Origin of the sequence: Saccharothrix sp. CB00851 (assembly GCF_001905065.1) — a bacterium.
GTDB lineage: Bacteria > Actinomycetota > Actinomycetes > Mycobacteriales > Pseudonocardiaceae > Actinosynnema.
The window spans coordinates 145,627-169,867 of the sequence record NZ_LWLC01000023.1; the positions used below are offsets into that span (position 1 = coordinate 145,627).

Consider the following 24,241-nt stretch of genomic DNA (forward strand, 5'->3'; position numbering starts at 1 on the left):
GGTTCAGGCTCCTGTCCCGGGTAGTGCGAACGGGCGGAAGGTCCGTTCGCCGTAGAGGTCTTCGAGCAGGTCGTCGTACTCGGTGAGCAGGTCGACGGCGTCCGGCCGTCGGCCCGGGGCGTCCTGCGTGCAGCCGCGGGCGAACCTGCGCTGCGCGGTTTCGTCGTCCGCCAACAGGTCCAGCATGAGCGTGTGTGCCATGTGGACGTCGGTGGCGGGTGTGACCGGTCGTCCGTCGTGGACTTCCGGCGGGTAGGTGGTGGTCTTGTCGGTGGCCAGGAGCCGTTCGCCCGCGGACACCGCGAACGTCCAGCCGGCCAGCACGATGCCGTGCTGCGCGGGGTGCACCAGCACGTTCTCGGCGACGATCGCGCCGTGCACGAGGCCGATCCGGTGCGCGCCCGCGACCGCCCGCAGCAGCCTGCGGTGCATCCAGGCGTAGTCGCGGCCGTCGAGACCGCGCGGGAACGCCCGGCGCACGTCGGCGAGCGTGACGAAGCCGTCCACCAGCGGTGCGAGCACGGTGAACGCGCGCGAACCGCGGGCGACGTCACCGGAGGCGTCCACCAGGTGCGGGTAGTAGGGCCGCAGCCAGGTGTGCCCGTCGGTGAACCGGGCGAGTCGCCGCAGGGCGTCCCACTCGGCGTGCAGCAGCGGGTTGAGCGCCGGGTTGCGCACCACCTTGACCACGTGCGGCCCGTCGGTGCGGTAGACGTTGGCGACGCTGCCGACCGCGTACCGTTCGGTGAGCCGATAGGCGGCACGGTCGGTGCGCAGTTCGGTCGACGTCCCGTGCTGCCACTCGTGGTGCAGCCGGGTCAATTCCGCCGACGCCGCGTGCGCCCTGGTGTCATCCGCGCCGACCCGGTCCGGGTGCAGGACGGCGGCCAGTCGCCGGTACAGCCGCTGCGCCTCCTTGCGCCGGGTCGGGTCGGGGTCGAGCGGGCCGAACAGGTCGGTCGCCGAACCCGCCCGTTCGACTCGTTCGAGCGTTTCGTCCCTGGTGAACATAGTTTGAGTCTAGACGACTCAAACCTGTGGTCGGATGGAATAGCGCTGTGTTGCCGGTTACATTCCGCGCGGGTGGTGGTGGGCGGGTAGGGGAACGTTCACTGTCACGGACGGTCGTTGCGGCGTAACGGCAGGTCAGCGTCCCAATTGGGGGCGATCGGTGAAGGCGCGGCGGTCGCTACACAAAGTTTCGTTGAAGTTTCGGAGCGTGACGTATACGCTCAGGCTGCTCTGGGAGCGCTCCCAGCTCGATCACCATCTCGATCATCCGGAGATATAGGAGGCCCATCGATGCGTCTGCGCAGTACCTCCGGCTCTGTCACCAGACGGCGGGGCATCATCGCAGCGGTCATCAGCGTGCTGGCATGCACGTTCCTCGCGACACCATCGGCGTCGGCACACGGCACCATCGTCGGTCCGGCCACCCGCGCCTACCAGTGTTGGAACAGCTGGGGCAGCCAGCACACGAACCCTGCGATGCAGCAGCAGGACCCCATGTGCTACCAGGCTTTCCAGGCCAACGCCGACACCATGTGGAACTGGATGAGCGCACTGCGGGACGGCCTGCGGGGTAACTTCCAGGGGGCGACCCCCGACGGGACGCTCTGCAGCAACAACCTCTCGCGCAACAACGCCCTGAACAACCCCGGTAACTGGCGGACCACCAGCGTCGGCAGCAGCTTCCAGATGCACCTGTACGACCAGGCGAGCCACGGTGCCGACTACTTCCGGGTGTACGTCAGCAAGAACGGGTTCGACCCGAAGACCCAGCGCCTCGGCTGGGGCAACCTCGACCTGGTCACCACGACCGGCAGGTTCGCTCCCGCCAAGGACATCCGGTTCAACGTGACGACCAACGGTACCTACCGCGGACACCACGTCGTGTTCACGATCTGGCAGGCCTCGCACCTCGACCAGGCGTACATGTGGTGCAGTGACGTGAACTTCGGCTAGAACTCCGGCCGATCGACCGGAATCGCCAGTGCCCGGCCCGGCGCCACGCAACACCGGCGCCGGGCCGGGTTTTCCGCTGGAAGACGGCCGCGCGGCGCTTCGGGCACCGGATCGCCGCCGCGAGCCCGGCCACGACCACGCCGCGGGCCGGCGAGAACGAGCAGCCGTGGCAGTCGGTGGGAGAGGCCGGCAGCGGGGGACCGGCGGCCGTCGTCATGCCGTCGCCGGAGTCGGACACCGCGGACGCGAACCGCGGCTTGGTGAAGTCGAGGCCCAGTCGGCGCGCCATGCCCTCGGACGGTGTCGACCCCACCCGCCCGCGATCGGGATCAACCGGTGGACAGACCGTCCCGGCGGCACGCATGATTCGGTCGATCACGAACCACTGGGGGTTTCGCGCATGGCTTCGCCGTTGGACAACCCGGCCTGGACGTCGTTGACCGGGCCGCACGTCCACTTCGCCGAACGGCACGGGCAGGTGCTGCGCTACCGGCCGGACGTGGCGACGTTCGCGGCGCTGCCCGACCGGCCGGACGCCGACGTGTGGTCCGACGTGGCCGCGCTCGCCGGGCCGGGCGGGATCGTGCCGATCACCACCCCGCACACCCCGCCCGCCGACTGGGAGGTGGTCGAGCGGATCGACGCCGTGCAGCTGGTGGACGACGGCGTGCGGGTCGCCGAGGACGCCGAAGCGGTCCGGCTCGGCGCCGCCGACGTGCCCGAGATGATGGACCTGGTCGAACGGACCCAGCCCGGGCCGTTCCGGCCGCGCACCGTCGAACTGGGCACCTACCTCGGCATCCGGCGCGACGGCGCGCTGGTCGCGATGGCCGGTGAACGCCTCCACCCGCCGGGCTGGACGGAGATCAGCGCCGTGTGCACCGATCCCGCGTACCGGGGGCGAGGACTGGCGACCCGGCTGGTGCGGGCCGTGACCGCCGGCATCCGGGACCGCGGCGAACAAGCGCTGATGCACGCCTCCGCCACCAACACCTCCGCGATCCGGCTGTACGAGTCGCTGGGCTTCCGGGTGCGCACCGGCCTGGTCATCGTGCTGCTCCGCGTGCCCGCGCACGCCACGGCCGGTGTGCCCGCCTGACCGGGGGTGGTCCGCGGGGTCCTGACCGCGCCCCTGTACGGCTTGGCGCTCGGCGCGCTGTCCCTGGTCGGGCTGGCCCAGCTGGTGGTGGTGTTCGTGATCGGCCACGCCGGGATGCCGCCCCCGACCGTGCCGCTGCGCGCGGCGCGGTGGCTGCCCAACCTGTAGGCGGCTGGTCGGCCGGTGGTCGGGCACGCCCGTGCCGGTGCCCTACCGGCCGCCGCCGCCCAAGCCCGAACCGGACGCGGACGGCTGGTACCGCGACGAGGACGAGCTGTACCGCACGCCGTGGATCGCGGTGTTCAAGCGGCAGTGGGACTGGCTGACGCAGGACCCGGCCACCCTCCGCGACCACGGCTGGACGGTGCTCAACCCGGTCGTCGGCGGTGTGCCCGCGCTGCTGCCCGTCGGGTTGATCGCGGTGGGCGCGGGGCGGCCGTTGCCGTTCGGGGTGGTCCTGGTCGCGGCCGGGTTCGCGGTCGGGCCGCTGGTGATGCACTGGCAGGTGCGGTGGACGCCGGTGCTGCTCGGGCCGTCCGAACGCACCGGGCGCACCCGCGCATGGGCGTGGATCGCGCCGCGCGTGATGGCGGTCGTGCGGCTGGCGTCCGTGATCGGCACCGCGGTCGGCGGGCTCGGCCTGGCCGCCCTGCACCTGGTGGCGATCTTCCCGACGTCGCGGTTGTGGTGGCCGGAGGTGACCGCGTTGGGAGTGGTGCCGGGGCCGTTGTCGCCGCTGGTGGGTGTGGTCGCGACGGCCGCCGGGTTGGCGTTGGCACCGTTGGCACTGCCGGCGTACGCGCGGGTGAGCCGGCTGCTGCTCGCACCGACGAAGGCCGCGGTGCTGGCGCGCCGGGTGGACCGGCTCACCGCCGGCATCTTCGCCAAGTTCGGCCTGCCCGTCTCCGACGACACCAACCGCCGCGTGCTCGCCGTAATCGCCTACCTGAACAACACCCAGCCCTCCTGAACGCCCGACCCCGGGGTGAGGTTAGGTCAACCATCGGGACGGGTTCCAAGCGGATTCCGCGGGGACGGTCGCCTTCCTAGCCTTGGCTTCGCACAAGGACATGGGGCCGGGCGTACCGGTACTGGGGGGTGTACTCCGCATGGCGACGTCCGCTGAGAAGACGCGGTCGGACGAGGACGAATCGGTGCCCACCCGGACCAGGCGCGGCCGGTGGCTGGTGCCGGCGCTGCTGTTGGTCGCCTGGGTGGTGATCGGCGCCGTGGGCACCGACGACCAGGCAAGGCTGGGCGACGTGCTGGAGAACAGCAGCGAGGCGTTCCTACCGGCCTCAGCGGAGGCGACGAGGGTCGCCGAGATGAAGAAGGCGTTCGAGACCGAGGCGATCTCCCCGGCACTGCTGACCTTCAACCGCGACGGCGGCCTCACCGACGCCGACCAGGCCTACCTCCAGACCAAGCAGGCCGAGATCGCCGAAGTCGAGCACCCCGACCTGGACCCGCTCGGCGGCCTCGCCGAACGCACCCTGCCCGTCATCACCTCCGACGACGGCGAAGCCGCGCAGATCATCGTCGCGCTGGACGCGGCCCTGGGGGAGAAGGAAGTCTCGGTCGCCAAGGAACTGCGCCGCATCGCGGGCGAGGGCATCCCGCCGGGTCTGGAGGTCAACCTGACCGGTCCGGCGGGCATCGGGGTCGACCTCGACGGAGTGTTCGGTGCCATTGACGGCATGCTGCTGCTGGTCACCGTCGGCGCGGTCGTCGTCATCCTGCTGCCGATCCACCGCAGCCCGCTGATGCCGTTGATCGTGCTGGCGTCCAGCGGCCTGGCGCTCACCACCGCGTCCGCCGTCGTCTACCTGCCGGCCCGCGACGGCGTGCTCACCCTGGACAGCCAGGGCCAGGGCATCCTGATGGTGCTGGTCTTCGGCGCCGCCACGGACTACGCGCTGCTCGTCGTGGCCCGGTTCCGCGAAGAGCTGCACCTCACCGCCGACCGGTTCGACGCGGTGGGCAAGAGCGTGCGGGCCTGTGTCGCACCGCTGTTCGCCTCCGCGGGCACGGTCGCGCTCGGCCTGCTGTGCCTGCTGCTGTCGGACCTGAACAACAACCGCAGCCTCGGCCCGGTCGGCGCGATCGGCGTGGCCGCGTCCCTCGCCGCCACGCTCACGTTCCTGCCCGCGCTGCTCGCACTGTTCGGCCGCGCCTCGTTCTGGCCGTTCCGCCCGAGGCACGGCGGCCGACCACAGCGGCACGGCCTGTTCGCCAAGGTCGCCGACCTGGTCACGCGCGAGCCGCGCACGGTGTGGGCGGGCACGCTGGTGCTGCTGCTGGCCGCGGCGGCGTTCGCGCCCCAGTTCCGCGCCTCCGGCCTGGACTACGTCGACACGTTCACCCGGGACACCGAGTCGGTGCGCGGCCTGGAGGTGTCCGCCGAGCACTTCCCGGGCGGCGCGAACCTGCCCGGCACGGTCATCGCCAGGACCGACCGGCGGGACGCGGTGATCGCCGCCGCGCGGGCCGTGGACGGCGTCGCCCGGGTCACGCCCACGGTCGACCCCGAGACCGGGCAGCCGAAGGAGGCGAACGGGCTGTCGTCGATCGACGTGACGCTGCGCGACATCGCCACGTCACGGGCCGCGCAGGACACGGTGGTGCGGCTGCGCGAAGCCGTCCACGCGGTGCCCGGCGCGGACGCCCTGGTCGGCGGTGACAGCGCGGCCCTGCTCGACACCCGCACCACGGCCGAGCGGGACCGGTGGGTGATCATCCCGGCGCTGCTGGTCGTGATCCTGCTGATGCTGGTCCTGCTGCTGCGGTCCTTGCTCGCGCCGCTCCTGCTCACGCTGACCGTCGCGGTCTCCTGCACGGCGACCATCGGGGTGGCGGCACTGGTGATGCACCGGATCAGGGAGGAAACGGCCGGGGAAGGCACCCGTGAGGGCACCCGGCGCGGTCTCACGCTGGTCGGCGGGGTGATCGTGTCGGCCGGTGTGGTACTGGCGGCCACGTTCGGCGCCCTGGCGGTGCTGCCGCTGGTCGGCCTGGTGCAGATGGCGTTCCTGGTGTCGTTCGGCGTGCTGCTGGACACGCTGGTCGTCCGGTCGCTGCTGGTGCCCGCGTTGACCATCCACATCGGACGCCGGTTCTGGTGGCCGAGCAAGCCGGGCGAACCCGACGCCTGACCCGGGACCCCACCGGGGTGCTCGCGGGGTGCGGCGCCGCGCGGCGAGTGGTGGACTGGGACGACGTCCGACGACGGGGTGAGGATGGGACATGGCTTTGGACCAGGTCAAGACGACACAGACCACGGCGCCGTGGTGGACCTCGGCGGTGGTGTACCAGGTGTACCCGCGCAGCTTCGCCGACTCCAACGGTGACGGCGTGGGAGACCTCGACGGCATCACCGCGCGGTTGGACCACCTGGAGCGGTTGGGAGTGGACGTGGTCTGGCTGTCACCGGTGTACGCGTCACCGCACGCGGACAACGGCTACGACATCTCCGACTACCAGGCGATCGACCCGGTGTTCGGCACGCTGGAGGACTTCGACCGGCTGCTGGCCGAGGTGCACGCGAGGGGGATGAAGCTGGTGATGGACCTGGTGGTCAACCACACCTCCGACGAGCACCCGTGGTTCGTGGAGTCCCGGTCGTCCGAGGACAACCCGAAGCGGGACTGGTACTGGTGGCGTCCACCGCGCGAGGGGTTCGAGGCGGGCCAGCCGGGCGCGGAGCCGACGAACTGGGGCTCGTTCTTCTCAGGCCCGGCGTGGACGTTGGACGAGGCGACGGGGGAGTACTACCTGCACCTGTTCGACCGCAAGCAGCCGGACCTGAACTGGGAGAACCCCGAGGTCCGCCACGCGGTGTACGAGATGATGCGGTGGTGGCTGGACCGGGGCGTGGACGGCTTCCGGATGGACGTGATCAACCTGATCTCCAAGGACCCGGACCTGCCCGACGGCGCCACCACCGGCGTCGGCGGCCTCGGCGACGGGTTCCCGCACTTCGCCACCCGTCCCCGCGTGCACGACTTCCTGCGCGAGATGAACCGCGAGGTGTTCGAGGGCCGGTCGGGCGACTACCTGACGGTGGGGGAGATGCCGGGCGTGACGTGGGAGCAGGCCCGGCTGTTCACCGACCCCGCGCGGCGCGAGCTGGACATGGTGTTCCAGTTCGAGCACGTCTGGCTGGACCAGGGGCCGGGTGGCAAGTTCGACCCGAAGCCGCTGGACCTGCGCGACCTGAAGGCGTCGCTGGGCCGGTGGCAGACGGCGCTGGGCGAGGTCGGCTGGAACAGCCTCTACTGGAACAACCACGACCAGCCCCGCGTGGTGTCCCGGCTCGGCGACGACGGCGAGTACTGGCGCGAATCGGCCACGGCGCTGGCCACCGTGCTGCACCTGCACCGCGGCACCCCGTACGTCTACCAGGGCGAAGAACTCGGCATGACCAACGCGCCGTTCGCCGGCGTGCACGAGCTGCAGGACCTCGAATCGCTCAACCACTACCGCGAGGCCGTCGCCGCGGGAGCCGACCCGGAGAAGGTGCTGCGCGGCCTGCGCGCGATGGGCCGCGACAACGCCCGCACCCCCGTGCAGTGGGACGCCACCCCGAACGCCGGGTTCACCTCCGGCGAACCGTGGCTCGCGGTCAACCCCAACCACACCTGGCTCAACGCCGCCGCCCAGTACGACGACCCGGACTCCGTCTTCAACCACTACCGGCGGCTCATCGAGCTGCGCCACCGGCTCCCGGTCGTCGCCCTCGGCGACTTCCACATGGTCCTGGCCGACCACCCGCACCTCTACGCCTACGAACGCAGGCTGGACGACACGCGGCTGCTCGTCGTGGCCAACCTCAGCGGCACACCCCAGTCCGCCGAACTGGACCGCGAGTGGGCCACCGCCGACGTCGTCCTCACCAACACCCGGGAGGCGCCGCTGGTGTCACCCGGCCGCGTGGACCTCAGGCCGTGGGAGGCGCTGGTGTTCCAGAGGTGACCACGGCGGGCGCCAGCCGGCGCCCGATCCGCGCCGCCTTCTCGAAGAGCTGTTGCGCCCGGTACAGCTCCAGCGCCCTCACCCACGCGGCGTGCGCCTCCTCGGGGCAACCACGCCGGACCTCCGTCTCGCCCAACCGCTCCAGCAGATCGGCGAGCTCCGTGGCGTTGCCGAGGCGTTCGTGCACCGCGGCGGCGGCGTGGTAGCGCCCGGCGGCCACGTCGTGCTCGCCCGACCGTTCCGCGATGTACCCGAGGCTGTCCAGGGTCGCCGCCACGCCCACCTCGCTGCCCAGCTCCTCGTGCGCGGCCAACGCCTGCTCGCAGCACCGCCGCGCCTGCTCCAGGTCACCCGCCCGGGCGTGGCACCAGCCCAGCGAGTTCAGGCTGTGCGCGCGTTCCACCGGCGCGTCCAGCTCCTGGTAGATCCGCCACGTCTCGATCGCGTGCGCCAACGCGCGGTCGACGTGGTCGAGCTGTTCGAGGCTCTGCGTCAACGCGTAGTGCGAGTGCGCCTGGGCACGCAGGTCGCCCAGCTCCTCGGCGAGCGCGAGCGAGGTGTCCAGGTGGGTGAGCGCGGCGGCGGGCTCGCGGAGCGCGGCCAGGATCTGCCCGAGGAACCGGTGCGCGACCGCCTGCCGCGACTTCTCGCCCGACGCCTCCGCCGCCTCCACGCCGATCCGCCACACGGCCAGGTTGTCCCGCGAGTGGCCGGTGCGGCGGTGCACCGTGTTCACCGCCCACGCCAACTGCCACGCCTTGTCGTGCCACCGCTGGTCGGCGGCACACCGCTGCACGGCGAGCAGGCAAGCGTGCTCCTGCTCGAACCACCGCATCGCCGCGGCCAGGTCCGGGAGCGGCAGGGCGGTCGCGGCGTCCACCGGCTCGGTCGGCACGGTCGGTCGGTGCGGGTCCAGCAGCCGGTCCGCGACCAACGCCGTGTGCAGGTAGAAGTCGACCAGCCGGCGCCGTGCCGCGCTCGGGTCGGGGTGGTCCTGCTCGGCGGCGTAGAGCCGCACCAGGTCGTGCATCCGGTACCGGCCGGGCACGTGCTGTTGGAGCAGGTGCGCGGACTCCAGTTCGCGCAGCAGCACCCGCGCCGCGTTCGGGGTCGTGCCGAACAACGCCGCCGCCGCGTGCGCGCCGACGTCCGGCAGCTCCACCAGCCCCAACGCCCGGAACGCGTCCGCGGCCTCCGGGCGCAGCGCCCGCAGCGACGACGCGAACACCGCCCGCATGTTCGCCGTGATGTCCCCCGCGTCGAGCACGTCCAGCCGGGCGTCGGCGTCACGCAGCCCCTCGACCAGCCACCGCGTCGCCAACCCGGGCCGCACCGCCAGGTGCGCGGCCAGGATGCCCAGGGCCAGCGGCAGGCCGCCCGCGAACCCGAGCAGCTCGGCGGTGGCGTCCGGCTCACCGGCGAGCCGGTCGCGGCCGAGGTGGCGGGTCAGCAGCCGTTGCGCCGCCTCGTCGTCGAGCACGTCCACCGGCACCACCCCGGCGCCGTGCGCGGTCACCAGCCCGCCCAGCCGGTCCCGGCTCGTGACCAGCACGGCCGCCGACGAACCACCCGGCAGCAACGTCGACACCTGCGCCGAGTCACGCGCGTTGTCCAGCACCACGAGCACCCGCTTGCCCGCGACCAGCGTCCGGTACAGCGACGCCTGCGCGTCCGGGTCGGCGGGCACCGCGCCGGGCGCCACACCGAGCGCGTCGAGGAACCCCCGCACCGCCGCCTCCGGTGACGTGCGCTCGCCGTCCTGCGTGTAGCCGCGCAGGTTGACGTGCAGCTGACCGTCCGGGAACCGGTCCAGGTGCTGGTGCGCCCACTGCAACGCCAGCCACGTCTTGCCCACCCCGCCCGGACCGACGATCGCGGCCACCCCGCCACCGGACAGGGCCTCGGTGATCTCCGCCAGTTCGCGCGCCCGCCCGGTGAACAGCCGCGGCGCCAGCGGCAACTGGCGTGGTGCCGGGCGGTCCGCGTCCACTCGCGGTGGCGGGTCGCCACGCAGGATCCGGCCGTGCAGCTCGCGCAGCGCCGGACCGGGGTCGACGCCGATCTCGTCCGCCAGGGTCGCGCGGACCCGCTGGTAGTGCGCCAACGCGTCCGCCTGCCGCCCGGCCCGGTGCAGCGCCAGCAGGTACTGCCCGGCCAGCCGCTCGTCCAACGGGTGGGCGGCGACCTCGGCGGCCAGCGGCGCGAGCAGCGCGTCGTGCCGTCCCCGCCGCAGCTCCACGTCGAACTGGTCCAGCCGCGCGGCCAGCCGTTCCACCTCCAGCACCGCCCGCACCTCGTCCAGCCAGGGGCTGCCGAGGTGCGCGAACGGCTCGCCGCGCCACAGCCCGAACGCCTCGGCGAACAGCCCGGACGCCTCCCGGTCGTCGGCCGCGGCCCGGGCCCGTGCCACCAGGTCGCGGAAGACGTGCAGGTCGACGGCGTGCTCCGGGACGCGGCACACGTAGCCGTACGACGTGTGGTCGATCCGGAAGTCCTCGGCGTCGGCGAACGCGCCACGCAACCGGGAGACGTAGGACCGCAGCGCACCTCCCGCACGTGGCGGCACGTCCTCGCCCCACACCCGGCGCACCAGGTCGCCACCCGGCACGGCCCGACCCGCGTCGACCAGCAGGGCCACCAGCACGGACCGCTGCCTGGCGGGCCCCGGGTCCACCGCGACGTCACCGACCCGCGCCGACACCTCGCCCAGCACATCGAACCCGACCCGCACCCGTCCTCCGCCTCCCCACCCCGCCGAACTGCGGGTTCAACGATGGCACAACGCCCGCGCAACGCGTCACCGCGACAGTGATCCCGACCGACCGACGATGGGGGAGACCATGACCGGCACGACGATTCCCGCGGGCGACGGCCGCGCCTACTCGGACACCGAGTACACCCGGCAGGACGACCGGCCGGCTTGACCACTCGGGGCGTGACCTGCGAATTGCAGATTTCCACAATCGGCGGACAAGACCGACCGCGCACCCTGGTGCACGGCGACGCGGCTCGCAGGGCGGTGCCGCTGACCGGGGGAAGGGGAAGGTCCGCGACGCGCTGATCCGCGTCGCGGACGACACCGGTGGGCGCGGTGAGTCGTCAGGGGGGACGGCTCACCGCGCCCGGCAGCGGCTACATGCGTTCCGGGGCGACGATCCCCAGCAGGTCGAGCCCGTGGCCGAGGGTGCGCGCCGTCAACCGGCACAGGGCCAACCGGTTGCCGCGCACCGGTTCGTCGGCCTTGATGACCGGGCAGTTCTCGTAGAACGTGGTGAAGGCGCGGGCCAGGTCGTAGAGGTAGCCGCAGAGCCGGTGCGGTTCGAGGGTCGTCGCGACCTCGCCGAGCACGGCGCCGTAGGCGTCGAGTTCCAGCCCGAGGGCGCGTTCGGCGGGCTGGAGCGGGACGGTGGGGTCGACGGTGGTGTCCGGGTCCCCGGCCTTGCGCAGGATCGAGCGGATCCGGGCGTGGGCGTACTGGAGGTAGACGCCGGTGTTGCCGGTCAAGGACACCATGCGGTCGACGTCGAACGAGTAGTCCTTCACCCGCGACGTGGACAGGTCGGCGTACTTGACCGCGGCGATCCCCGCCAGTTCGGCGATCCGGTCCAGTTCGGCGGCGTCGAGCTCGGGGTTCTTCTCCTCCACGACCGCGCGTGCGCGGGACACGGCCGCGTCGAGCAGGTCCATCAGCCGCACGGTGCCACCCGCCCGCGTCTTGAACGGCCTGCCGTCCGGACCGAGGATCGTGCCGTAGGCGACGTGCTCGGCGGTGATTCCGCCGGTGAGCCACCCGGCGCGGCGGGCCGCCTCGAAGACGAGCTGGAAGTGCAGCGCCTGACGCGAGTCGGTGACGTACACCAACCGGTCCGCGGCGAGGTCGCGGATGCGGTAGCGGATGGTGGCCAGGTCGGTGGTGTCGTAGCCGTACCCGCCGTCGCGCTTGCGGACCATCAGGGTGACCGGCTTGCCCTCGGGCCCGGACACCTCGTCGGAGTAGAAGACCAGCGCACCCTCGCTCTCGACCGCGAGGCCCGCGGCGACCAGCTCGTCGACCGTGTCGCCCAACAGGGGGTTGTAGAACGACTCGCCGACCGAGTCCTCCGGCGTGAGCAGCACGTTCAACCGGTCGTAGATGGCGCGGAACGACCGCTCGGACTCGGCCACGATGTCCTGCCACACCGCGACGGTCGCCGGGTCGCCGGACTGCAGCGCGACGACGCGGGCACGGGCCCGGTCGGCGAACTCCGGATCGGCGTCGAACTCCGCCCGAGCCGACCGGTACAGGGTGTCCAATGCGGACACCGCGGACACCTCGTCGCCGAGCTCGTCCTGGTGCCACGCGGCGTCGGGGTGCTCGTCCAGGTACTGGATCAGCATCCCGAACTGCGTGCCGAAATCGCCCAGGTGGTTCTGCCGCACGACCTCCGCGCCGAGGAAGCCCACCACGCGGGCGAGGCTGTCGCCGATGATCGTCGTGCGCAGGTGCCCGACGTGCATCTCCTTGGCGATGTTGGGCGCCGAGTAGTCGACCACGGTGCGCCGTCCGTGCTCGGGCACGCCCACACCGAGGCGCGGGTCCACGAGGCGGGCCGCGACCTGGTCCCAGATCGCGCCGTCGGTCACGGTGACGTTGAGGAAACCGGGCCCGGACGGCACCGCCGAGGCGATCGGCCCGTCCGCGTCGAGCGCGGCCACGATGTCCGCGGCCAGGTCACGGGGCTTCACCCCGGTGCGCTTGGCCAGCGACAGCGCGGCGTTGCTCTGGAAGTCGGCGTGCTCGGATCGTCGCACCACGGGGTCGGCACCCGAGAGGTCCTCGCGGACCCGGCCGATCGCCTCTGACATCGCAGCAGCGATCCGTCCCAGCAGGGACGGCACCTCCTGGTGGTGGACACTCACCTGACACAGCCTCCTTCGTAGGGAGGCGATTGTTCCAGCACGGACCCGCACCGGCCGCTCCGACCCGGTGCCCGAAGCGGTGAAGCGGTGTTCGGCGTCCCGGTCGTGCGACCGGGCCCGCCGAACGCGTGCCGTGATCAGCCGATCGAGGCCAGGCGGTCGGCCGAGGGCGCGATCACGCGCTCGATCCAGCGCGGCAGGTCGCCGTCCGGCGAGCGGACGATGACCGTGTCGATGCCGAGTTCCGCGTAACCGGCCAGCGTCTTGGTGAAGGCGTCGACATCGCCCTCGCCCGGGATCGGACCGAGGTCCACCACGGTCTTGCGGATCCCGTCGTAGTCACGGCCCAGGTCGTCGCAGTGGCGGCGCAGCACGTCGAGCTTGTGCGCCACCACGTCCGGGGACGGGACGAGCAGGTTGGAGGCGTCGGCGTACCGGGCGACCAGCCGCAGCGTCTTCCGCTCACCGTTGCCGCCGATCATGATCTCCGGGTGCGGCGCGCTCAGCGGCGCGGGCACGCACCGGGTCTCGGCCAGCTGGTAGTGCTTGCCGTCGAACGGCCCGTTGTCCTCCGGGGCCCACATCTGCAAGCAGATCCGCAGCGCCTCCTCCATCCGCTCGAAGCGCTCGGCCAGCGGCGGGAACGGCACGCCCAGCCCCCGGTGCTCCCGCTCGTACCACGCGGCGCCGAGGCCCAACGTCGCGCGACCGCCGGACACCACGTCGAGCGTCGTGACGATCTTCGCCAGCAGACCGGGGTGGCGGTAGGTGACGCCCGTGACGAGCGCGCCGAGCCGGATGGTCGAGGTGTGCGCGGCGAGGAACCCGAGCGTCGTGTAGGCCTCCAGCATCGGCTCCTCGGCCGCGTCGTTGTGCTCCATCTGGAAGTAGTGGTCCATCACCGACAACCACGCGACACCGGCCGCCTCGGCCGCCGCGCCGGCCGCGGCCAACTCCGGGCCGAGCCGTGCCGCACCCTGGTTGAACCGGTTGATGTGCAGACCCAGTCGCACGTCGAGCTCCGTTCTCCACCCACGCCGTCATCGACGGCCGCGACGCCGGCGCCGCGACCGGCAACCTTCACCGCGTCTTCCGGCGCTGGAGCAGGGCGCCTCGCGGCACCGGCACCACGCCCCCATCCGGCCAGGATGAGGACGTGGTGCCGGCACCGCGATCCACCCGTCTGACCGGCGGAACACGGGGCGAAGGCTGCCGGTCGCGACGCTAGTGGCTGGAGTGCGCTCCAGGTCAAGCCCGTGGCAGGTCAGGGGATCAGCACGACCTTGCCGGTCACCGTGCCGGACTCGGCGAGCGCGACGGCGTCCGCGACCTGCGCCAACGGCACCCGGGCGGCCACCTGCGGGCGCAGGGAACCGTCGGCGAGCAGGGCCAGGACGGCGCCCAGGTCGCGGTTGAGGCGGACACGGAACTTCGGGACGTCGCGCTTTCCCGCCCAGATGTCGAAGAACGTCGCGCGGTGGCCGTTGGGCAGGGCGTTCCACCACAGCAGGCGGGCGAACAGCTTCAGCACGGGCAGGCGGGACGAGCCCCGCCGGTCGCGGGTGGACGCGGTGCCGTAGGCGACGAGCGTGCCGCGTGGCGCGAGCAGGCGGTAGGAGTCGACGATGCCCGGCCCGCCGACATGGTCGAACACCGCGTCCACGCCGTTCGGGGCGAGCGCGCGCACCCGCGCCGACAGGTCGGTGGCGCGGTAGTCGACCGGGGTGGCGCCGAGTTCGCGCACGGCGTCGTGGTGGCGGGGCGAGGCGGTGCCGATGACCCGTGCGCCGGCCAGCCGGGCGAGTTGCACCAGGGTCGAGCCGACGCCGCCGTTCGCGCCGTGCACCAGCACGGTCTGCCCTGCCGTGACCTTCGCGATGCCGTGCAGCATCTGCCACGCGGTGAGGCCGTTGACCACGAACGTCTCCGCCTCGGCCGGGTCGACGCCGGCGGGCACCGGCACCAGGTCCGCCGCGTCCACCAGCGCGTGGCTGGTCCAGCCGCCGATCTTGGTCAGCGCCGCGAACCGCCCGCCGACCAGAGCCGCGTCCACCCCCGGGCCGACCTCGGCGACCGTGCCGACCAGGTCGTAGCCGGGTACGAACGGGAACGGCGGCTGGTCGTAGTACTTGGCGCGGCGCATCTGCTGCTCGGCGAACGACACCCCGGTCGCCTCCACCCGGACGAGCGCCTGGCCGCGCGCGGGGACGGGACGGGCGCGGCGGCGCAGTTCGAGGCCGTCGGGCTCGACCACGCCCGGCAGCACGACTTCCAGGACCTGCTCGGCGGACTGCCGGTTCATCGCTTCCTCCACGGTGTGAGTGGTCAGTCACTCACTACGAGTGAACGCCGTCTCAAGCCACCTTGTCAAGCGACGAGTTGACAGGAGTGACTAGTCAGTCACACTCATCGCGACGGATACGCGTGCACCTCGGTCGCCTTGACGGCGGCCCACAACCCGGCACCGGGCTGGAGCCGGAGGTCGGCGACGGTCGCCGTGGTGATGTCCGCCAGCACGGGTGGCACGCCGTCCAGCCGCACGCGGGTGGTGTGCGCGTGCCGCTCGATCCCGGCCACGGTCACCGGCCACGCGTTGCGCGGGCTGCCGGTCGGGCGGTCGGGGTGCAGGCTGACCGCGCTCGGCGGGAACACCACGTGCACCGGCCCGGTCGCGGGCGCCGCCACGGTGAACCCGCCACCGCCGTCCAACGCCACCGTCGTGCCGCGCGCCGTGCCGCGGTACAGGTTGAGGCCGACCAGGTCGGCGACGTAGTCGGTGCGCGGTCGGCGGGCCACCTCGGTCGGCGTGCCCTGCTGCACGACCTCGCCGTGCTCCAGCACCACCAGCCGGTCGGCCAGCACCATCGCGTCCAACGGGTCGTGCGTGACGAGCAGCGTGTGGCCGGGGTAGTCGCGCAGGTGGTGGCCGAGTTCGGCGCGCACGTGCAGCCGGGTGGCGGCGTCCAGCGCGGCCAGCGGTTCGTCCAGCAGCAGCAGTTCCGGCTCGGTCGCGAGGGCACGGGCCAGCGCGACGCGTTGCGCCTGCCCGCCGGACAGCGTGCGCGGCTTGGCCTTCGCGTGCGCCGCCAACCCGACGCGGTCCAGCCACCGCGCCGCCTCCTCCCGCGCCGCGGCACGGGCCATGCCGCGCGCTCGCAGCCCGAAGGCGACGTTCTCCAGCGCGGACAGGTGCGCGAACAGCAGGTAGTCCTGGAACACCACGCCGATCGGGCGCCGTTCGGCGGGCCGGAACGCGTCCGGCGGCGCGTCCCACACCTCCTCGCCCAGCCGGATGTGCCCACCGGTCAACGGCAGCAGCCCCGCCAGGGCGCGCAGCGCGGTGCTCTTGCCCGCGCCGTTCGGCCCGAGCACGGCGACCACCTCGCCCGGTTCCACCACCAGCTCCGCGCCCAGCCGGAACGCGCCGCGGGCCACCCGCAGATCCGCGTACAACGTCACGACGGCCCGCTGATCCACCGGTCGCGCAACGCGGCCAGCACGCCGACGGACACCAGCAGCAGCACGACGCTCAGCACGATCGCCGCGTCCGGATCGGTCTCCAGGGCCAGGTACACGGCCAGCGGCATCGTCGTCGTCTCGCCGGGGAAGTTGCCCGCGAACGTGATGGTGGCCCCGAACTCGCCCAACGCCCGCGCCCAGCACAGCACCGTGCCCGCCACCACGCCCGGCAGGATCGACGGCAGCGTGACCCGGCGGAACGCCAGCCAGCGCGACGCGCCCAACGTCGCCGCTGCCTCCTCGTAGCGCGGGTCGGCCGCCCGCAACGCGCCCTCCACCGAGATGACCAGGAACGGCATCGCCACGAACGCCTCCGACAGCACCACCCCGGCCGTGGTGAACGGCAGCGAGACGCCGAACCACGCGTCCAGGTACTGCCCGACCAGCCCCCGCCTGCCGAGCACGAACAGCAACGCCACACCGCCCACCACCGGCGGCAGCACCAGCGGCACCGTCACCAACGCCCGCAGCACACCGCGACCCGGCACGTCACCGCGCGCCAGCAGCCACGCCAACGGCACGCCGAGCACCAGGCACAGCACCGTCGCCAGACTCGCGCACACCAACGACAACCGCAGCGCCTCGCCGACCGGCGCGCTGAACAGCCGGGACGGCAGCGTGTCCCACGGCGCGCGGACCAGCAGGCCCACCAGTGGCACGAGCAGGAACGCCAGGCCCGCGACGGCCGGCAGCACCAGCACGACCGGCAGCCGACCCCTGGTGCGACGACGAGTGCGATGAGGGGTCGACGTCACGGCGCCTCGAACCCGGCTTCGGCGAGCAGGGCCCGGCCCCGGTCGGACCGCACGTAGTCCACGAACGCCCGCGCACCGGCGGTGTTGCCCGCCTTGGCCAGCGGCGCGATCGGGTAGTCGTTGACCGCCTGGTCGGCTTCCGGGAACCCGATGCCCTCGACCTCGCCACCCGCGGACCGCACGTCCGTCCCGTACACCAGCGCCGCGTCCACCTCGCCGAGCCGCACCTTGGTCAGCGCGGCCTTCACGTCCTGCTCCAAGGTGTCCGGCCGGGGCGTCACCCCGGCGGCGGCGAACGCCCGCTTCGCCGCCGCGCCGCACGGCACCTGCTCCGCGCACAGCGCGACCTTGGCGTCGGCGTCGGCGAAGTCGGCCGGCCCGGTGATCCCCGCCGGGTTGCCCGCCGGGACCGCGATCTCCAGCCGGTTGCGCGCGAAGGTGACCGGCTCGGCCGCCGTGCCGCCCGCGTCGACCACCTGCGCCATGGTGGCGGGCGAGGCGGCGGCGAACACGTCCGCCGGCGCGCCCTGCCCGATCTGCTGCGCCAACGCCGAGCTGCCGCCGAAGTTGAACACCACGTCCACCCCGGGGTTGGCCGCTTCGAAGTCCTCGCCGAGCCGGGTGAACACCTCGGTCAACGACGCCGCCGCGAACACCGTGACCCGGCCGCCCGCCGCGCCGCCCGATCCCGCCGCGCCGCACCCGGCCACCGCCAGCAACACCGCCAACGCCAACGCCCGCATCACGCCTCCGGGATCTCGACCACGACGTGCGTGGACTTGATCGACGCCACCGCCACGCTGCCCACCTCCAGGCCCAGCTCGTCGGCCGACTCACGGCTCATGAGCGACACCACCCGGAACGGGCCGGCCTGCAGCTCCACCTGCGCCATGACCCCGTCCTTGACCACGCGGGTGACGATCCCCCGCATCCGGTTGCGCGCCGACGCGGCCACCGTCACCCCCGGTTCGGGTGCCTCGGCCAGGCGTTGCGCGAACTCGGCCAGCTCACGGCCGTCGACGCCCATGCGCCCGCTGTCCAGCCGCACCTCGGCCAAGCGGCCCTGCTCGACCCACCGGCGGACGGTGTCGTCGCTCACCCCGAGCAGCGACGCGGCCTCGCTGATCCGCAGATTCGGCATAGGAAGCAGTGTAACTCCGCACCTGCGGCTCGTTGTGATCTTGGTTTCACCCCACCACCTCCGGGTACGCCAACCCCACCCGGTGATCGGAGGAGCGCCATGACGAGCTCGACCGACCGCGTCGGCACCCGCCGTCGTCCCGTCCAAGCCCTCGCGCTGCTGGTCGGAGTGGTGTTCCTGCTGGTGGGAGTGCTGGGCTTCGTGCCGGGCGCGACGGCCGACCTCGACCGGATCGGGTTCGCCGGGCCGCACTCCGAGGCGCTGCTGTTCGGCCTGTTCCAGGTGTCGGTGCTGCACAACGCGCTGCACCTGCTGTTCGGCGTGGCCGGGATCCTGGCGGCCTCCTCGCGGGCCGCGTCACGCCTGTTCCTGGGCGCGGGCGGGTTCCTCTACCTGCTGCTGTGGGTCTACGGGTCGGTGGTGCACTCGACCGGTCACGACGGCGACGCGGCGAACTTCGCGCCGTTCAACCCGGCGGACAACCTGCTGCACCTCGGGCTCGGAGCCGGCATGATCATCTCGGCCGTGCTCGCCACGGTCCTCGAACGCGCCCAAGGCCGGTACCCCGGTCGCGAACAGCGCGGTGCGTGACCGCCCGGCTGACCGCCGCACGGACCGCGTCGCGTAAGTTCACCCAGGGAGGCGCTTGACTGGGAGGGCGTAGATGGCGAGTTCCGGAGGACGGCGGCATTTCGGGCGTGTGGACCCGTTCTGCCTGTTCATGGTCCTGCCGCTGGTAGTGATCGCGGGCATCCTCATCTGGGGTGGGCTGGCCTGGGTCGGCATCGTCGTCATCTTCTGCGCCGCCATCGTGGTCGTCATCGACTCGTGGACCAACCGGCCCCTGCCGTTCGAGCTGCCCGAGGACGACTACGACTACGACCCACCGCAGACCGGGCGTCGGGCGTACTAGCGGTTCAGGCGTACGTGTACAGGCCGCGGTGGTCCAGTGTGGAGGCCACCGTGACGCCGAAGGGCACCAGAGTCTCGTTCACGTCCACGACGTTGGCGACACCACCGCCGGGCAGGTAGCGGTCGGCGCCGAAGCCCCACCTCGCCTGCCAGAGGTGGTAGAGCCGGTCGACGTTGCAGTGGTGCAGGAAGAACACCGGGTCGTTCGGCGAGTCGATCTGCGCCATGTGCCCGCCGACCCAGACGTGGATCCGGTTGTGCAGGTTCGGCGCCAGGCCGCCCTCCACGCGGTTGCGCAGGCCGCTGCTGGACGAGGAGTTCCACGGCGACGCGTCGTAGCTCGACACGCCCATGACGGAGTCGGCGTCGGAGGTCGTGGGCAGCGAGCCGCGCAGCGCCATCGCCCGGCGCAGCGACGTCGAGGAGGTGGCGCTGACGTTGATCCGCCACCGCGTGGAGCCGGCGAACGGGGCGGTGGTGACCGGACCGTTGCCGCCGGAGCCGTTGCCGCCCATGAAGTCGGAGGTGAAGGGCGGGCCCGTGGTGGAACGGTTGGCCGTCCAGTTCCAGTACGGCAGGTCGACCGCGGGGTTGTGCGCCTTGAGGGCGTTCTCCAGCTCCAGCAGGTACTGCCGGTGCCACGGCAGGAACGACGACGACTGGTGCGCGTAGTTGTGGCTGCTGACGGTGGAGAAGTAGTCCATGTGGGTGCGCACGAACCAGTCGTAGTTGCGACCGCTGCTCTGCGCCTTCAGCGCCTTCACCGCGGCGACGAAGTCGGCCTTCTCGGTGGCCGTCAGCGCGGCCACGCTCTTGCGGGTGCCCATGGCTCGTGTCCTTTCGGGGCGGTCGGGCGCCGGTCACTTGTGCGAGTGGTCGGCGTGGTGGGTGAGCTCCTGGTCACCGAGCTGGTCCACGGCGAGCTTGGCCAGCTTCTTGAGGCCGTCCCGGTGCCGGCCCTCGTCGAGCGGGATGGGGTCGAAGTGGTTGAGCGTGCTGATCACGGCGGTGTAGGTCGCGGTGGAGTCGGTCGCCACGGGCACGTGTGAGCGCTACGCCCATGTGGGTGGGGCCGAAGTACCCACCGTGTCGGTCTTGCGTCTACAGGTGGTGGGTCAGCGCGCACGCAGCGTGAGGAGGGAGATCTCGCTCGGCGCGAAGACACGCAGCGGCGGGCCCCAGAACCCGGCGCCCCGGCTGGTGTAGAGCTGTGTGCGCTCACCGTGCCGGCTCAAGCCCGCCAGCACCGGCTGCTGCAGCCGCACGAGCAGGTGGAACGGCCAGATCTGGCCGCCGTGCGTGTGCCCGGACAGTTGGAGGTCGACGCCCCCGGCCACGGCCTTGCCGATCTCGCTCGGCTGGTGGGCCAGCAGCACCACGGGGTCGTCGGCGCGGGTGCCCGCCAGCGCCGCGTCGAGGTCCGCGCCGTGGCCGTCCTCGCCGGAGTACGCGCCGGTGACGTCGTCCACGCCCGCGAACACCAACCGCGCGTCACCGCGTTCCAGGACCCGGTGCTGGTTGTGCAAGCTCGTCCAGCCCAGCTCGGTCAGGTGGTCCAGCCAAGCCTGGGCGTTGGAGATGTACTCATGATTGCCCGACACGTAGAACCGGTGACGCGCTCGGACGTCACCCAAGGCGGCGGCCTGGCCGCGGCGCTGCACCACCGTGCCGTCCGCGATGTCGCCGACGTGCACGACGACGTCCGGCTCCAGCGCGTTCACCGCCGCCACCGTGTCCACGGACCACTTCGTGCGGTCGATCGCGCCGTAGTGGGTGTCGGCGAGCACCGCGACGGTCAGGCCGTCGAACGCCCCGTCCAGCCGGGGGAGCACCACGTCGGTCCGCTTCACCCGCGGCACCCGGCGCGCCTCGCGCAGGCCGTACCCGACCAGCGCGAGCCCGATGACGAGCAGCGTGATCGCGACGAACCGCGCCCGGAACGGGTTCTCCACCCCGGCGAACGCCAGCACGAGCCGCAGGACGTGCGTGATCACGGCCCACGCGAAGAACACCCAGGCGACGCCCAGCACGAGGTGCACGACCCGGGAGGCCCGGTCGGAGTGCCGGCGGCCGTGCGCGCGGACCAGCAGCAGCGGGAACGCCACCGACGTGACGACGAAGAACGCCGTGCCGACGACCTGCACCGGCCACGGCCACCGCGCACCCGGTGCGAGCAAACCCGTCCACGGCACCCAGAACAGCAGTGCGGTGACCGTGACGAGCACCGCCGCGAAGGTGACGCGTCGCCGCGCGGACGGGCGGGGTGGCGCGGTCGTCGTCGTGCTCGACATCGGTGCTCCTCAGGCGGCGTCACGGCCCTTACGGACCAGCGGGCTCTTATCGACGGTAGCCCGCCGTGCGGCCGGTGTCCAAGTTTGCCGCCGTGGTGCGCGGAAACCCCGGTCACATGGCTGACGACGACGAGCGCGAGATCAACCCGACGGAGGACTTCCGGGTCGAGACGCCGGAGGAGGACGAGCGGCTGGCCGAATCGCAGCGCACGATCGACGAGGCCAAGGTCGTCGCCGCCGACCTGGCGAAGACGACGCCGGACCCGCTGCCCGACAGCGAGCCGCCGGAAGGCTCGACTCCCGGTTCGTGAGCACGGATCGCCTTCACCGCGCCACGCTCGCCCCACGGGCTCCGGACCACTGTGGACTCACCCGAATGGCGGTTGAGAACGCGAACACCGATATGGATAGTTCGATCTTCCGCGAGGGTGTTCAGCCGACCGCCGCTTGACTTGGGGGTAACCGGGCGTGGCACGTCCAACCCGCACCGTGGTGGACGACCCGCTCTCGTCACCCGGTCGTCCCACGTTGCGCTGGATCAGGCTGCTCACCGACGCGTACTCCTGGATCAGCTCGGTCGCGTTCCTCGTCCAACTGCTCCTGATCGGGCTCGGGCCGGGTCGCCTGGTGCTCGCCGCGCTGGTGTCGTCCGTGCTGCTGTCCTGGGTACTGTGGCCCAAGCGGGACACGTGGTTGGTGGCGCTGGTGGAATGCGCGGTCGTGCACGGCGCGATGTTCGTGCTGCCCACCCCACAACCGGCCCTCGGCTTCGTGTTCGCGGTCACGGTGCGGCGTGCGCTGCGCGGCGGGCGGCACGAGCGGTTCCCGCTGCGTGCCATGCCCGCGCTGCTCGGCTTCCTGACCGGGTTCACGGCGTGGATCTCGGTCGGCTCGGCCGCGGTGACGGGCCCGGTGATCGCCTCCGTGGCCATGCCGTTGGTGGGTCTGGGTGTCGTGGCGATGGCGCTGCACGAGACGGTGCGCTCGGCGCGGCTGGTGCAGGACGCGCACCGCACCGTCGAGGCGGTGGTGCGGGCCAGTCCGGTCGGGCACGTGCTGCTCGACGCCGAAGGCGCGACCCGCCTGCACAACGACCGGGCGCGTGAGCTGCTGGCGTGGCCCGAGCGGCAGCCGGGGCGGGTGCCGTGCCCGCACGGTCCGGACATCACCGCCTGCACGCGCGGCTGCCGTTCGGCGGACGACGCGGTGGAGGTCCGCGTCACCCGCCCGGACGGCTCGGCCGGCGTGCTGGCGGTGCACGCGGTGCCGGTCCAGGACGTCTCCGGGCAGCACACGCTGGTCACCGCGCTGGACGTGAGCAAGCGCCGGGAGCTGGAGGACGCGTTGCGCGCCCGTGCCGAGCGGGACGAGCTGACCGGGCTCGCCGGGCGCGCGCACTTCCTGCACCAGGTGGACGAGGCGTTGCTGGCCGGTGAGGCGGTGGGCCTGCTGGTGATCGACCTCGACGGGTTCAAGGAGGTCAACGACGCCGAGGGGCACCAGGCGGGCGACTGGTACCTGGTGTCGGCGGCCGAGCGGATCAGCCGGGCCGTGGGACCGGTGGCCCCGGCGGCGCGGCTCGGTGGCGACGAGTTCGCGGTGCTCGCGCCCGGTCACGACGTGCGCGAGTCGGCGCGGCTGGCCACCCGGATCCTGTCGGAGCTGGCGCGGCCGTTGACCGGGTTGGGGCACGAGACGGTGATCCGGGCCAGCGTCGGCATCGCGGTGTCGTCGCCGGGGGTCGGGACGGCGGACCTGCTGCGTGACGCGGACACCGCGATGTACGTGGCCAAGCGCGAGGGCGGCGGGCGGATCCGGCTGTTCCGGCCCGAGATGGGTGAGCGGGTGCTGGCCCGGCAGCGCGACAAGGCCGACCTGCGCACGGCCGTGTCCGACGGGCAGTTGGTGCTGCACTACCAGCCGATCGTGGACCTGGCGACGTCGGCGGCGGCGGGTGCGGAGGCGTTGGTGCGGTGGCAGCGGCCAGGGCACGGGCTGCTCGGGCCGGGCGAGTTCATCGGGCTGGCGGAGGAGACCGGGCTGATCGTGCCGCTGGGCAACAAGGTGCTGGCCGGTGCGTGCGAGCAGGCGATGCGGTGGCGTGAGCAGGGTCGCGAGCTCGGGGTGACGGTGAACGTGTCCACCCGGCAGCTGTCCGCGCCCGGGTTCCTGCCGTCGCTGGACCGGGTGCTGAAGACCACCGGGCTGCCGCCGGAGCGGTTGACGATCGAGGTGACCGAGTCGGTGTGGGCCGACGGTGCCGCGATGCGCGGGCTGATGGAGGTGCGGGAGACCGGGGTGCGGGTGGCGTTGGACGACTTCGGCACCGGCTACTCGTCGTTGAGCTACCTGCAGCGCTACCCGTTCGACGTGGTGAAGATCGACCGTTCGTTCACCGGCGCCCTGTCCGAGACCAGCCGCACCGCGGGCGTCGTGCGGTGCATCATCGACCTGGCGGACGTCCTGGGCGCCCACACCGTCGCCGAGGGCATCGAGACCCAGGCCCAGGCCGACTGGCTGCGCAACGCCGGCTGCGCCTACGCCCAGGGCTACCTCTTCGGCCGCCCCGACCTGGCCGAGAACTGGACCGCCCAACCCTCGGTCCCCCACTGACCGGCGAGTCGAACGCCCAGGTCCCGCGTGTCGAACGCTCAGGACCCCCGAGTTCACCATTCAGGACCCTCGCGGT

The 24,241-nt window shown here is 72.5% G+C and carries 22 protein-coding genes; 10 read left to right on the plus strand and 12 right to left on the minus strand.

The genetic code is table 11. The annotated features are described in order from the left end of the window. Nucleotides 1-3: 3 nt before the first annotated feature. Nucleotides 4-1,011, minus strand: coding sequence for a protein kinase family protein (locus A6A25_RS22120; protein WP_073892874.1), 1,008 nt, complete (start codon nucleotides 1,009-1,011; stop codon nucleotides 4-6). A 291-nt stretch (nucleotides 1,012-1,302) separates the two neighbouring features. Here A6A25_RS22120 and A6A25_RS22125 point away from each other — a divergent pair, with 291 nt between their 5' ends. From A6A25_RS22125 to A6A25_RS22145, 6 genes are all read left to right on the plus strand, one after another. Then, nucleotides 1,303-1,965 carry a lytic polysaccharide monooxygenase auxiliary activity family 9 protein gene (locus A6A25_RS22125; RefSeq protein WP_073892876.1) on the plus strand — a complete coding sequence of 221 codons (663 nt, stop codon included), beginning with the start codon at nucleotides 1,303-1,305 and terminating at the stop codon, nucleotides 1,963-1,965. A 400-nt stretch (nucleotides 1,966-2,365) separates the two neighbouring features. Then, nucleotides 2,366-3,064 carry a GNAT family N-acetyltransferase gene (locus A6A25_RS22130; protein ID WP_073892878.1) on the plus strand — a complete coding sequence of 233 codons (699 nt, stop codon included), beginning with the start codon at nucleotides 2,366-2,368 and terminating at the stop codon, nucleotides 3,062-3,064. A gap of 6 nt (nucleotides 3,065-3,070) precedes the next feature. Next, on the plus strand, nucleotides 3,071-3,232 hold the full coding sequence (locus A6A25_RS44195) for a hypothetical protein (protein ID WP_158073789.1): 162 nt from the start codon (nucleotides 3,071-3,073) through the stop codon (nucleotides 3,230-3,232). Nucleotides 3,233-3,263: 31 nt separating this feature from the next. Continuing rightward, on the plus strand, nucleotides 3,264-4,034 hold the full coding sequence (locus A6A25_RS44855) for a hypothetical protein (protein WP_073892880.1): 771 nt from the start codon (nucleotides 3,264-3,266) through the stop codon (nucleotides 4,032-4,034). 139 nt (nucleotides 4,035-4,173) lie between these two features. Next, nucleotides 4,174-6,216, plus strand: a complete 2,043-nt coding sequence (locus A6A25_RS22140) for an MMPL family transporter (RefSeq protein ID WP_083668551.1) — start codon at nucleotides 4,174-4,176, stop codon at nucleotides 6,214-6,216. 91 nt (nucleotides 6,217-6,307) lie between these two features. After that, nucleotides 6,308-8,035 (plus strand): glycoside hydrolase family 13 protein, encoded by a 1,728-nt coding sequence (locus tag A6A25_RS22145; protein ID WP_073892882.1) that lies wholly within the window; start codon nucleotides 6,308-6,310, stop codon nucleotides 8,033-8,035. Here A6A25_RS22145 and A6A25_RS22150 read toward each other — a convergent pair. The 8 genes from A6A25_RS22150 to A6A25_RS22185 all read right to left on the minus strand — a co-directional run bounded on the left by A6A25_RS22150 (nucleotide 8,001) and on the right by A6A25_RS22185 (nucleotide 18,349). Next, nucleotides 8,001-10,766, minus strand: a complete 2,766-nt coding sequence (locus A6A25_RS22150) for an AfsR/SARP family transcriptional regulator (protein ID WP_073892884.1) — start codon at nucleotides 10,764-10,766, stop codon at nucleotides 8,001-8,003. The genes A6A25_RS22145 and A6A25_RS22150 overlap by 35 nt on opposite strands. Before the next feature lie 401 nt (nucleotides 10,767-11,167). Next, complete coding sequence (gene argS, locus A6A25_RS22155; protein WP_443217063.1) at nucleotides 11,168-12,934, minus strand: arginine--tRNA ligase; 1,767 nt, start codon at nucleotides 12,932-12,934, stop codon at nucleotides 11,168-11,170. Nucleotides 12,935-13,071: 137 nt separating this feature from the next. Next, entirely contained in the window at nucleotides 13,072-13,947 is an 876-nt protein-coding gene (locus A6A25_RS22160; protein WP_073892886.1) for an LLM class F420-dependent oxidoreductase, read from the minus strand. Between the two features lie 251 nt (nucleotides 13,948-14,198). Continuing rightward, nucleotides 14,199-15,236: a medium chain dehydrogenase/reductase family protein gene (locus A6A25_RS22165; protein ID WP_073892888.1), complete on the minus strand. Its 1,038-nt coding sequence runs from the start codon at nucleotides 15,234-15,236 to the stop codon at nucleotides 14,199-14,201. A 104-nt stretch (nucleotides 15,237-15,340) separates the two neighbouring features. Next, nucleotides 15,341-16,393 carry an ABC transporter ATP-binding protein gene (locus tag A6A25_RS22170; protein ID WP_073893252.1) on the minus strand — a complete coding sequence of 351 codons (1,053 nt, stop codon included), beginning with the start codon at nucleotides 16,391-16,393 and terminating at the stop codon, nucleotides 15,341-15,343. Next, the gene (gene modB / locus A6A25_RS22175) at nucleotides 16,390-17,163 is read right to left on the minus strand and encodes a molybdate ABC transporter permease subunit (protein ID WP_073893251.1); all 774 of its coding nucleotides are present in this window, start codon (nucleotides 17,161-17,163) and stop codon (nucleotides 16,390-16,392) included. Before modB ends, A6A25_RS22170 begins: the two co-directional genes overlap by 4 nt. A gap of 41 nt (nucleotides 17,164-17,204) precedes the next feature. Continuing rightward, nucleotides 17,205-17,951: a molybdate ABC transporter substrate-binding protein gene (modA, locus tag A6A25_RS22180; RefSeq protein ID WP_073893250.1), complete on the minus strand. Its 747-nt coding sequence runs from the start codon at nucleotides 17,949-17,951 to the stop codon at nucleotides 17,205-17,207. After that, nucleotides 17,951-18,349 carry a TOBE domain-containing protein gene (locus A6A25_RS22185; protein WP_073892890.1) on the minus strand — a complete coding sequence of 133 codons (399 nt, stop codon included), beginning with the start codon at nucleotides 18,347-18,349 and terminating at the stop codon, nucleotides 17,951-17,953. The genes modA and A6A25_RS22185 overlap by 1 nt, the downstream gene beginning before the upstream one ends. A gap of 99 nt (nucleotides 18,350-18,448) precedes the next feature. Here A6A25_RS22185 and A6A25_RS22190 point away from each other — a divergent pair, with 99 nt between their 5' ends. Together A6A25_RS22190 and A6A25_RS22195 are read left to right on the plus strand one after the other, a co-directional pair. Further along, nucleotides 18,449-18,940: a DUF4383 domain-containing protein gene (locus tag A6A25_RS22190; protein WP_073892892.1), complete on the plus strand. Its 492-nt coding sequence runs from the start codon at nucleotides 18,449-18,451 to the stop codon at nucleotides 18,938-18,940. 73 nt (nucleotides 18,941-19,013) lie between these two features. Beyond that, nucleotides 19,014-19,262, plus strand: a complete 249-nt coding sequence (locus tag A6A25_RS22195) for a hypothetical protein (protein ID WP_143193330.1) — start codon at nucleotides 19,014-19,016, stop codon at nucleotides 19,260-19,262. Between the two features lie 4 nt (nucleotides 19,263-19,266). On the opposite strand, the gene A6A25_RS22200 is transcribed toward A6A25_RS22195, so the two are convergent. The 3 genes from A6A25_RS22200 to A6A25_RS22205 all read right to left on the minus strand — a co-directional run bounded on the left by A6A25_RS22200 (nucleotide 19,267) and on the right by A6A25_RS22205 (nucleotide 21,552). Further along, entirely contained in the window at nucleotides 19,267-20,088 is an 822-nt protein-coding gene (locus A6A25_RS22200; protein ID WP_073892896.1) for a tyrosinase family protein, read from the minus strand. 33 nt (nucleotides 20,089-20,121) lie between these two features. Next, the gene (locus A6A25_RS43265; protein ID WP_143193331.1) at nucleotides 20,122-20,304 is read right to left on the minus strand and encodes a hypothetical protein; all 183 of its coding nucleotides are present in this window, start codon (nucleotides 20,302-20,304) and stop codon (nucleotides 20,122-20,124) included. A gap of 72 nt (nucleotides 20,305-20,376) precedes the next feature. Beyond that, the gene (locus A6A25_RS22205) at nucleotides 20,377-21,552 is read right to left on the minus strand and encodes a metallophosphoesterase (RefSeq protein WP_073892898.1); all 1,176 of its coding nucleotides are present in this window, start codon (nucleotides 21,550-21,552) and stop codon (nucleotides 20,377-20,379) included. A 116-nt stretch (nucleotides 21,553-21,668) separates the two neighbouring features. Here A6A25_RS22205 and A6A25_RS22210 point away from each other — a divergent pair, with 116 nt between their 5' ends. Continuing rightward, nucleotides 21,669-21,863 carry a hypothetical protein gene (locus tag A6A25_RS22210; protein ID WP_073892899.1) on the plus strand — a complete coding sequence of 65 codons (195 nt, stop codon included), beginning with the start codon at nucleotides 21,669-21,671 and terminating at the stop codon, nucleotides 21,861-21,863. A gap of 157 nt (nucleotides 21,864-22,020) precedes the next feature. Beyond that, the gene (locus A6A25_RS22215) at nucleotides 22,021-24,165 is read left to right on the plus strand and encodes a putative bifunctional diguanylate cyclase/phosphodiesterase (RefSeq protein ID WP_143193332.1); all 2,145 of its coding nucleotides are present in this window, start codon (nucleotides 22,021-22,023) and stop codon (nucleotides 24,163-24,165) included. The last annotated feature ends 76 nt before the right edge of the window (nucleotides 24,166-24,241 follow it).

Bases quoted from the DNA above. Each gene is read 5' to 3' on its own strand.
- A6A25_RS22130 (WP_073892878.1), top strand. From the start codon at position 2,366: ATGGCTTCGCCGTTGGACAACCCGGCCTGGACGTCGTTGACCGGGCCG.
- A6A25_RS22205 (WP_073892898.1), bottom strand. From the start codon at position 21,552: ATGTCGAGCACGACGACGACCGCGCCACCCCGCCCGTCCGCGCGGCGA.
- A6A25_RS22140 (WP_083668551.1), top strand. From the start codon at position 4,174: ATGGCGACGTCCGCTGAGAAGACGCGGTCGGACGAGGACGAATCGGTG.
- A6A25_RS22145 (WP_073892882.1), top strand. From the start codon at position 6,308: ATGGCTTTGGACCAGGTCAAGACGACACAGACCACGGCGCCGTGGTGG.
- A6A25_RS22185 (WP_073892890.1), bottom strand. From the start codon at position 18,349: ATGCCGAATCTGCGGATCAGCGAGGCCGCGTCGCTGCTCGGGGTGAGC.
- A6A25_RS22200 (WP_073892896.1), bottom strand. From the start codon at position 20,088: ATGGGCACCCGCAAGAGCGTGGCCGCGCTGACGGCCACCGAGAAGGCC.
- modA (WP_073893250.1), bottom strand. From the start codon at position 17,951: ATGCGGGCGTTGGCGTTGGCGGTGTTGCTGGCGGTGGCCGGGTGCGGC.
- A6A25_RS22165 (WP_073892888.1), bottom strand. From the start codon at position 15,236: ATGAACCGGCAGTCCGCCGAGCAGGTCCTGGAAGTCGTGCTGCCGGGC.
- A6A25_RS22120 (WP_073892874.1), bottom strand. From the start codon at position 1,011: ATGTTCACCAGGGACGAAACGCTCGAACGAGTCGAACGGGCGGGTTCG.
- A6A25_RS22125 (WP_073892876.1), top strand. From the start codon at position 1,303: ATGCGTCTGCGCAGTACCTCCGGCTCTGTCACCAGACGGCGGGGCATC.
- A6A25_RS22190 (WP_073892892.1), top strand. From the start codon at position 18,449: ATGACGAGCTCGACCGACCGCGTCGGCACCCGCCGTCGTCCCGTCCAA.
- A6A25_RS22210 (WP_073892899.1), top strand. From the start codon at position 21,669: ATGGCTGACGACGACGAGCGCGAGATCAACCCGACGGAGGACTTCCGG.
- A6A25_RS22195 (WP_143193330.1), top strand. From the start codon at position 19,014: ATGGCGAGTTCCGGAGGACGGCGGCATTTCGGGCGTGTGGACCCGTTC.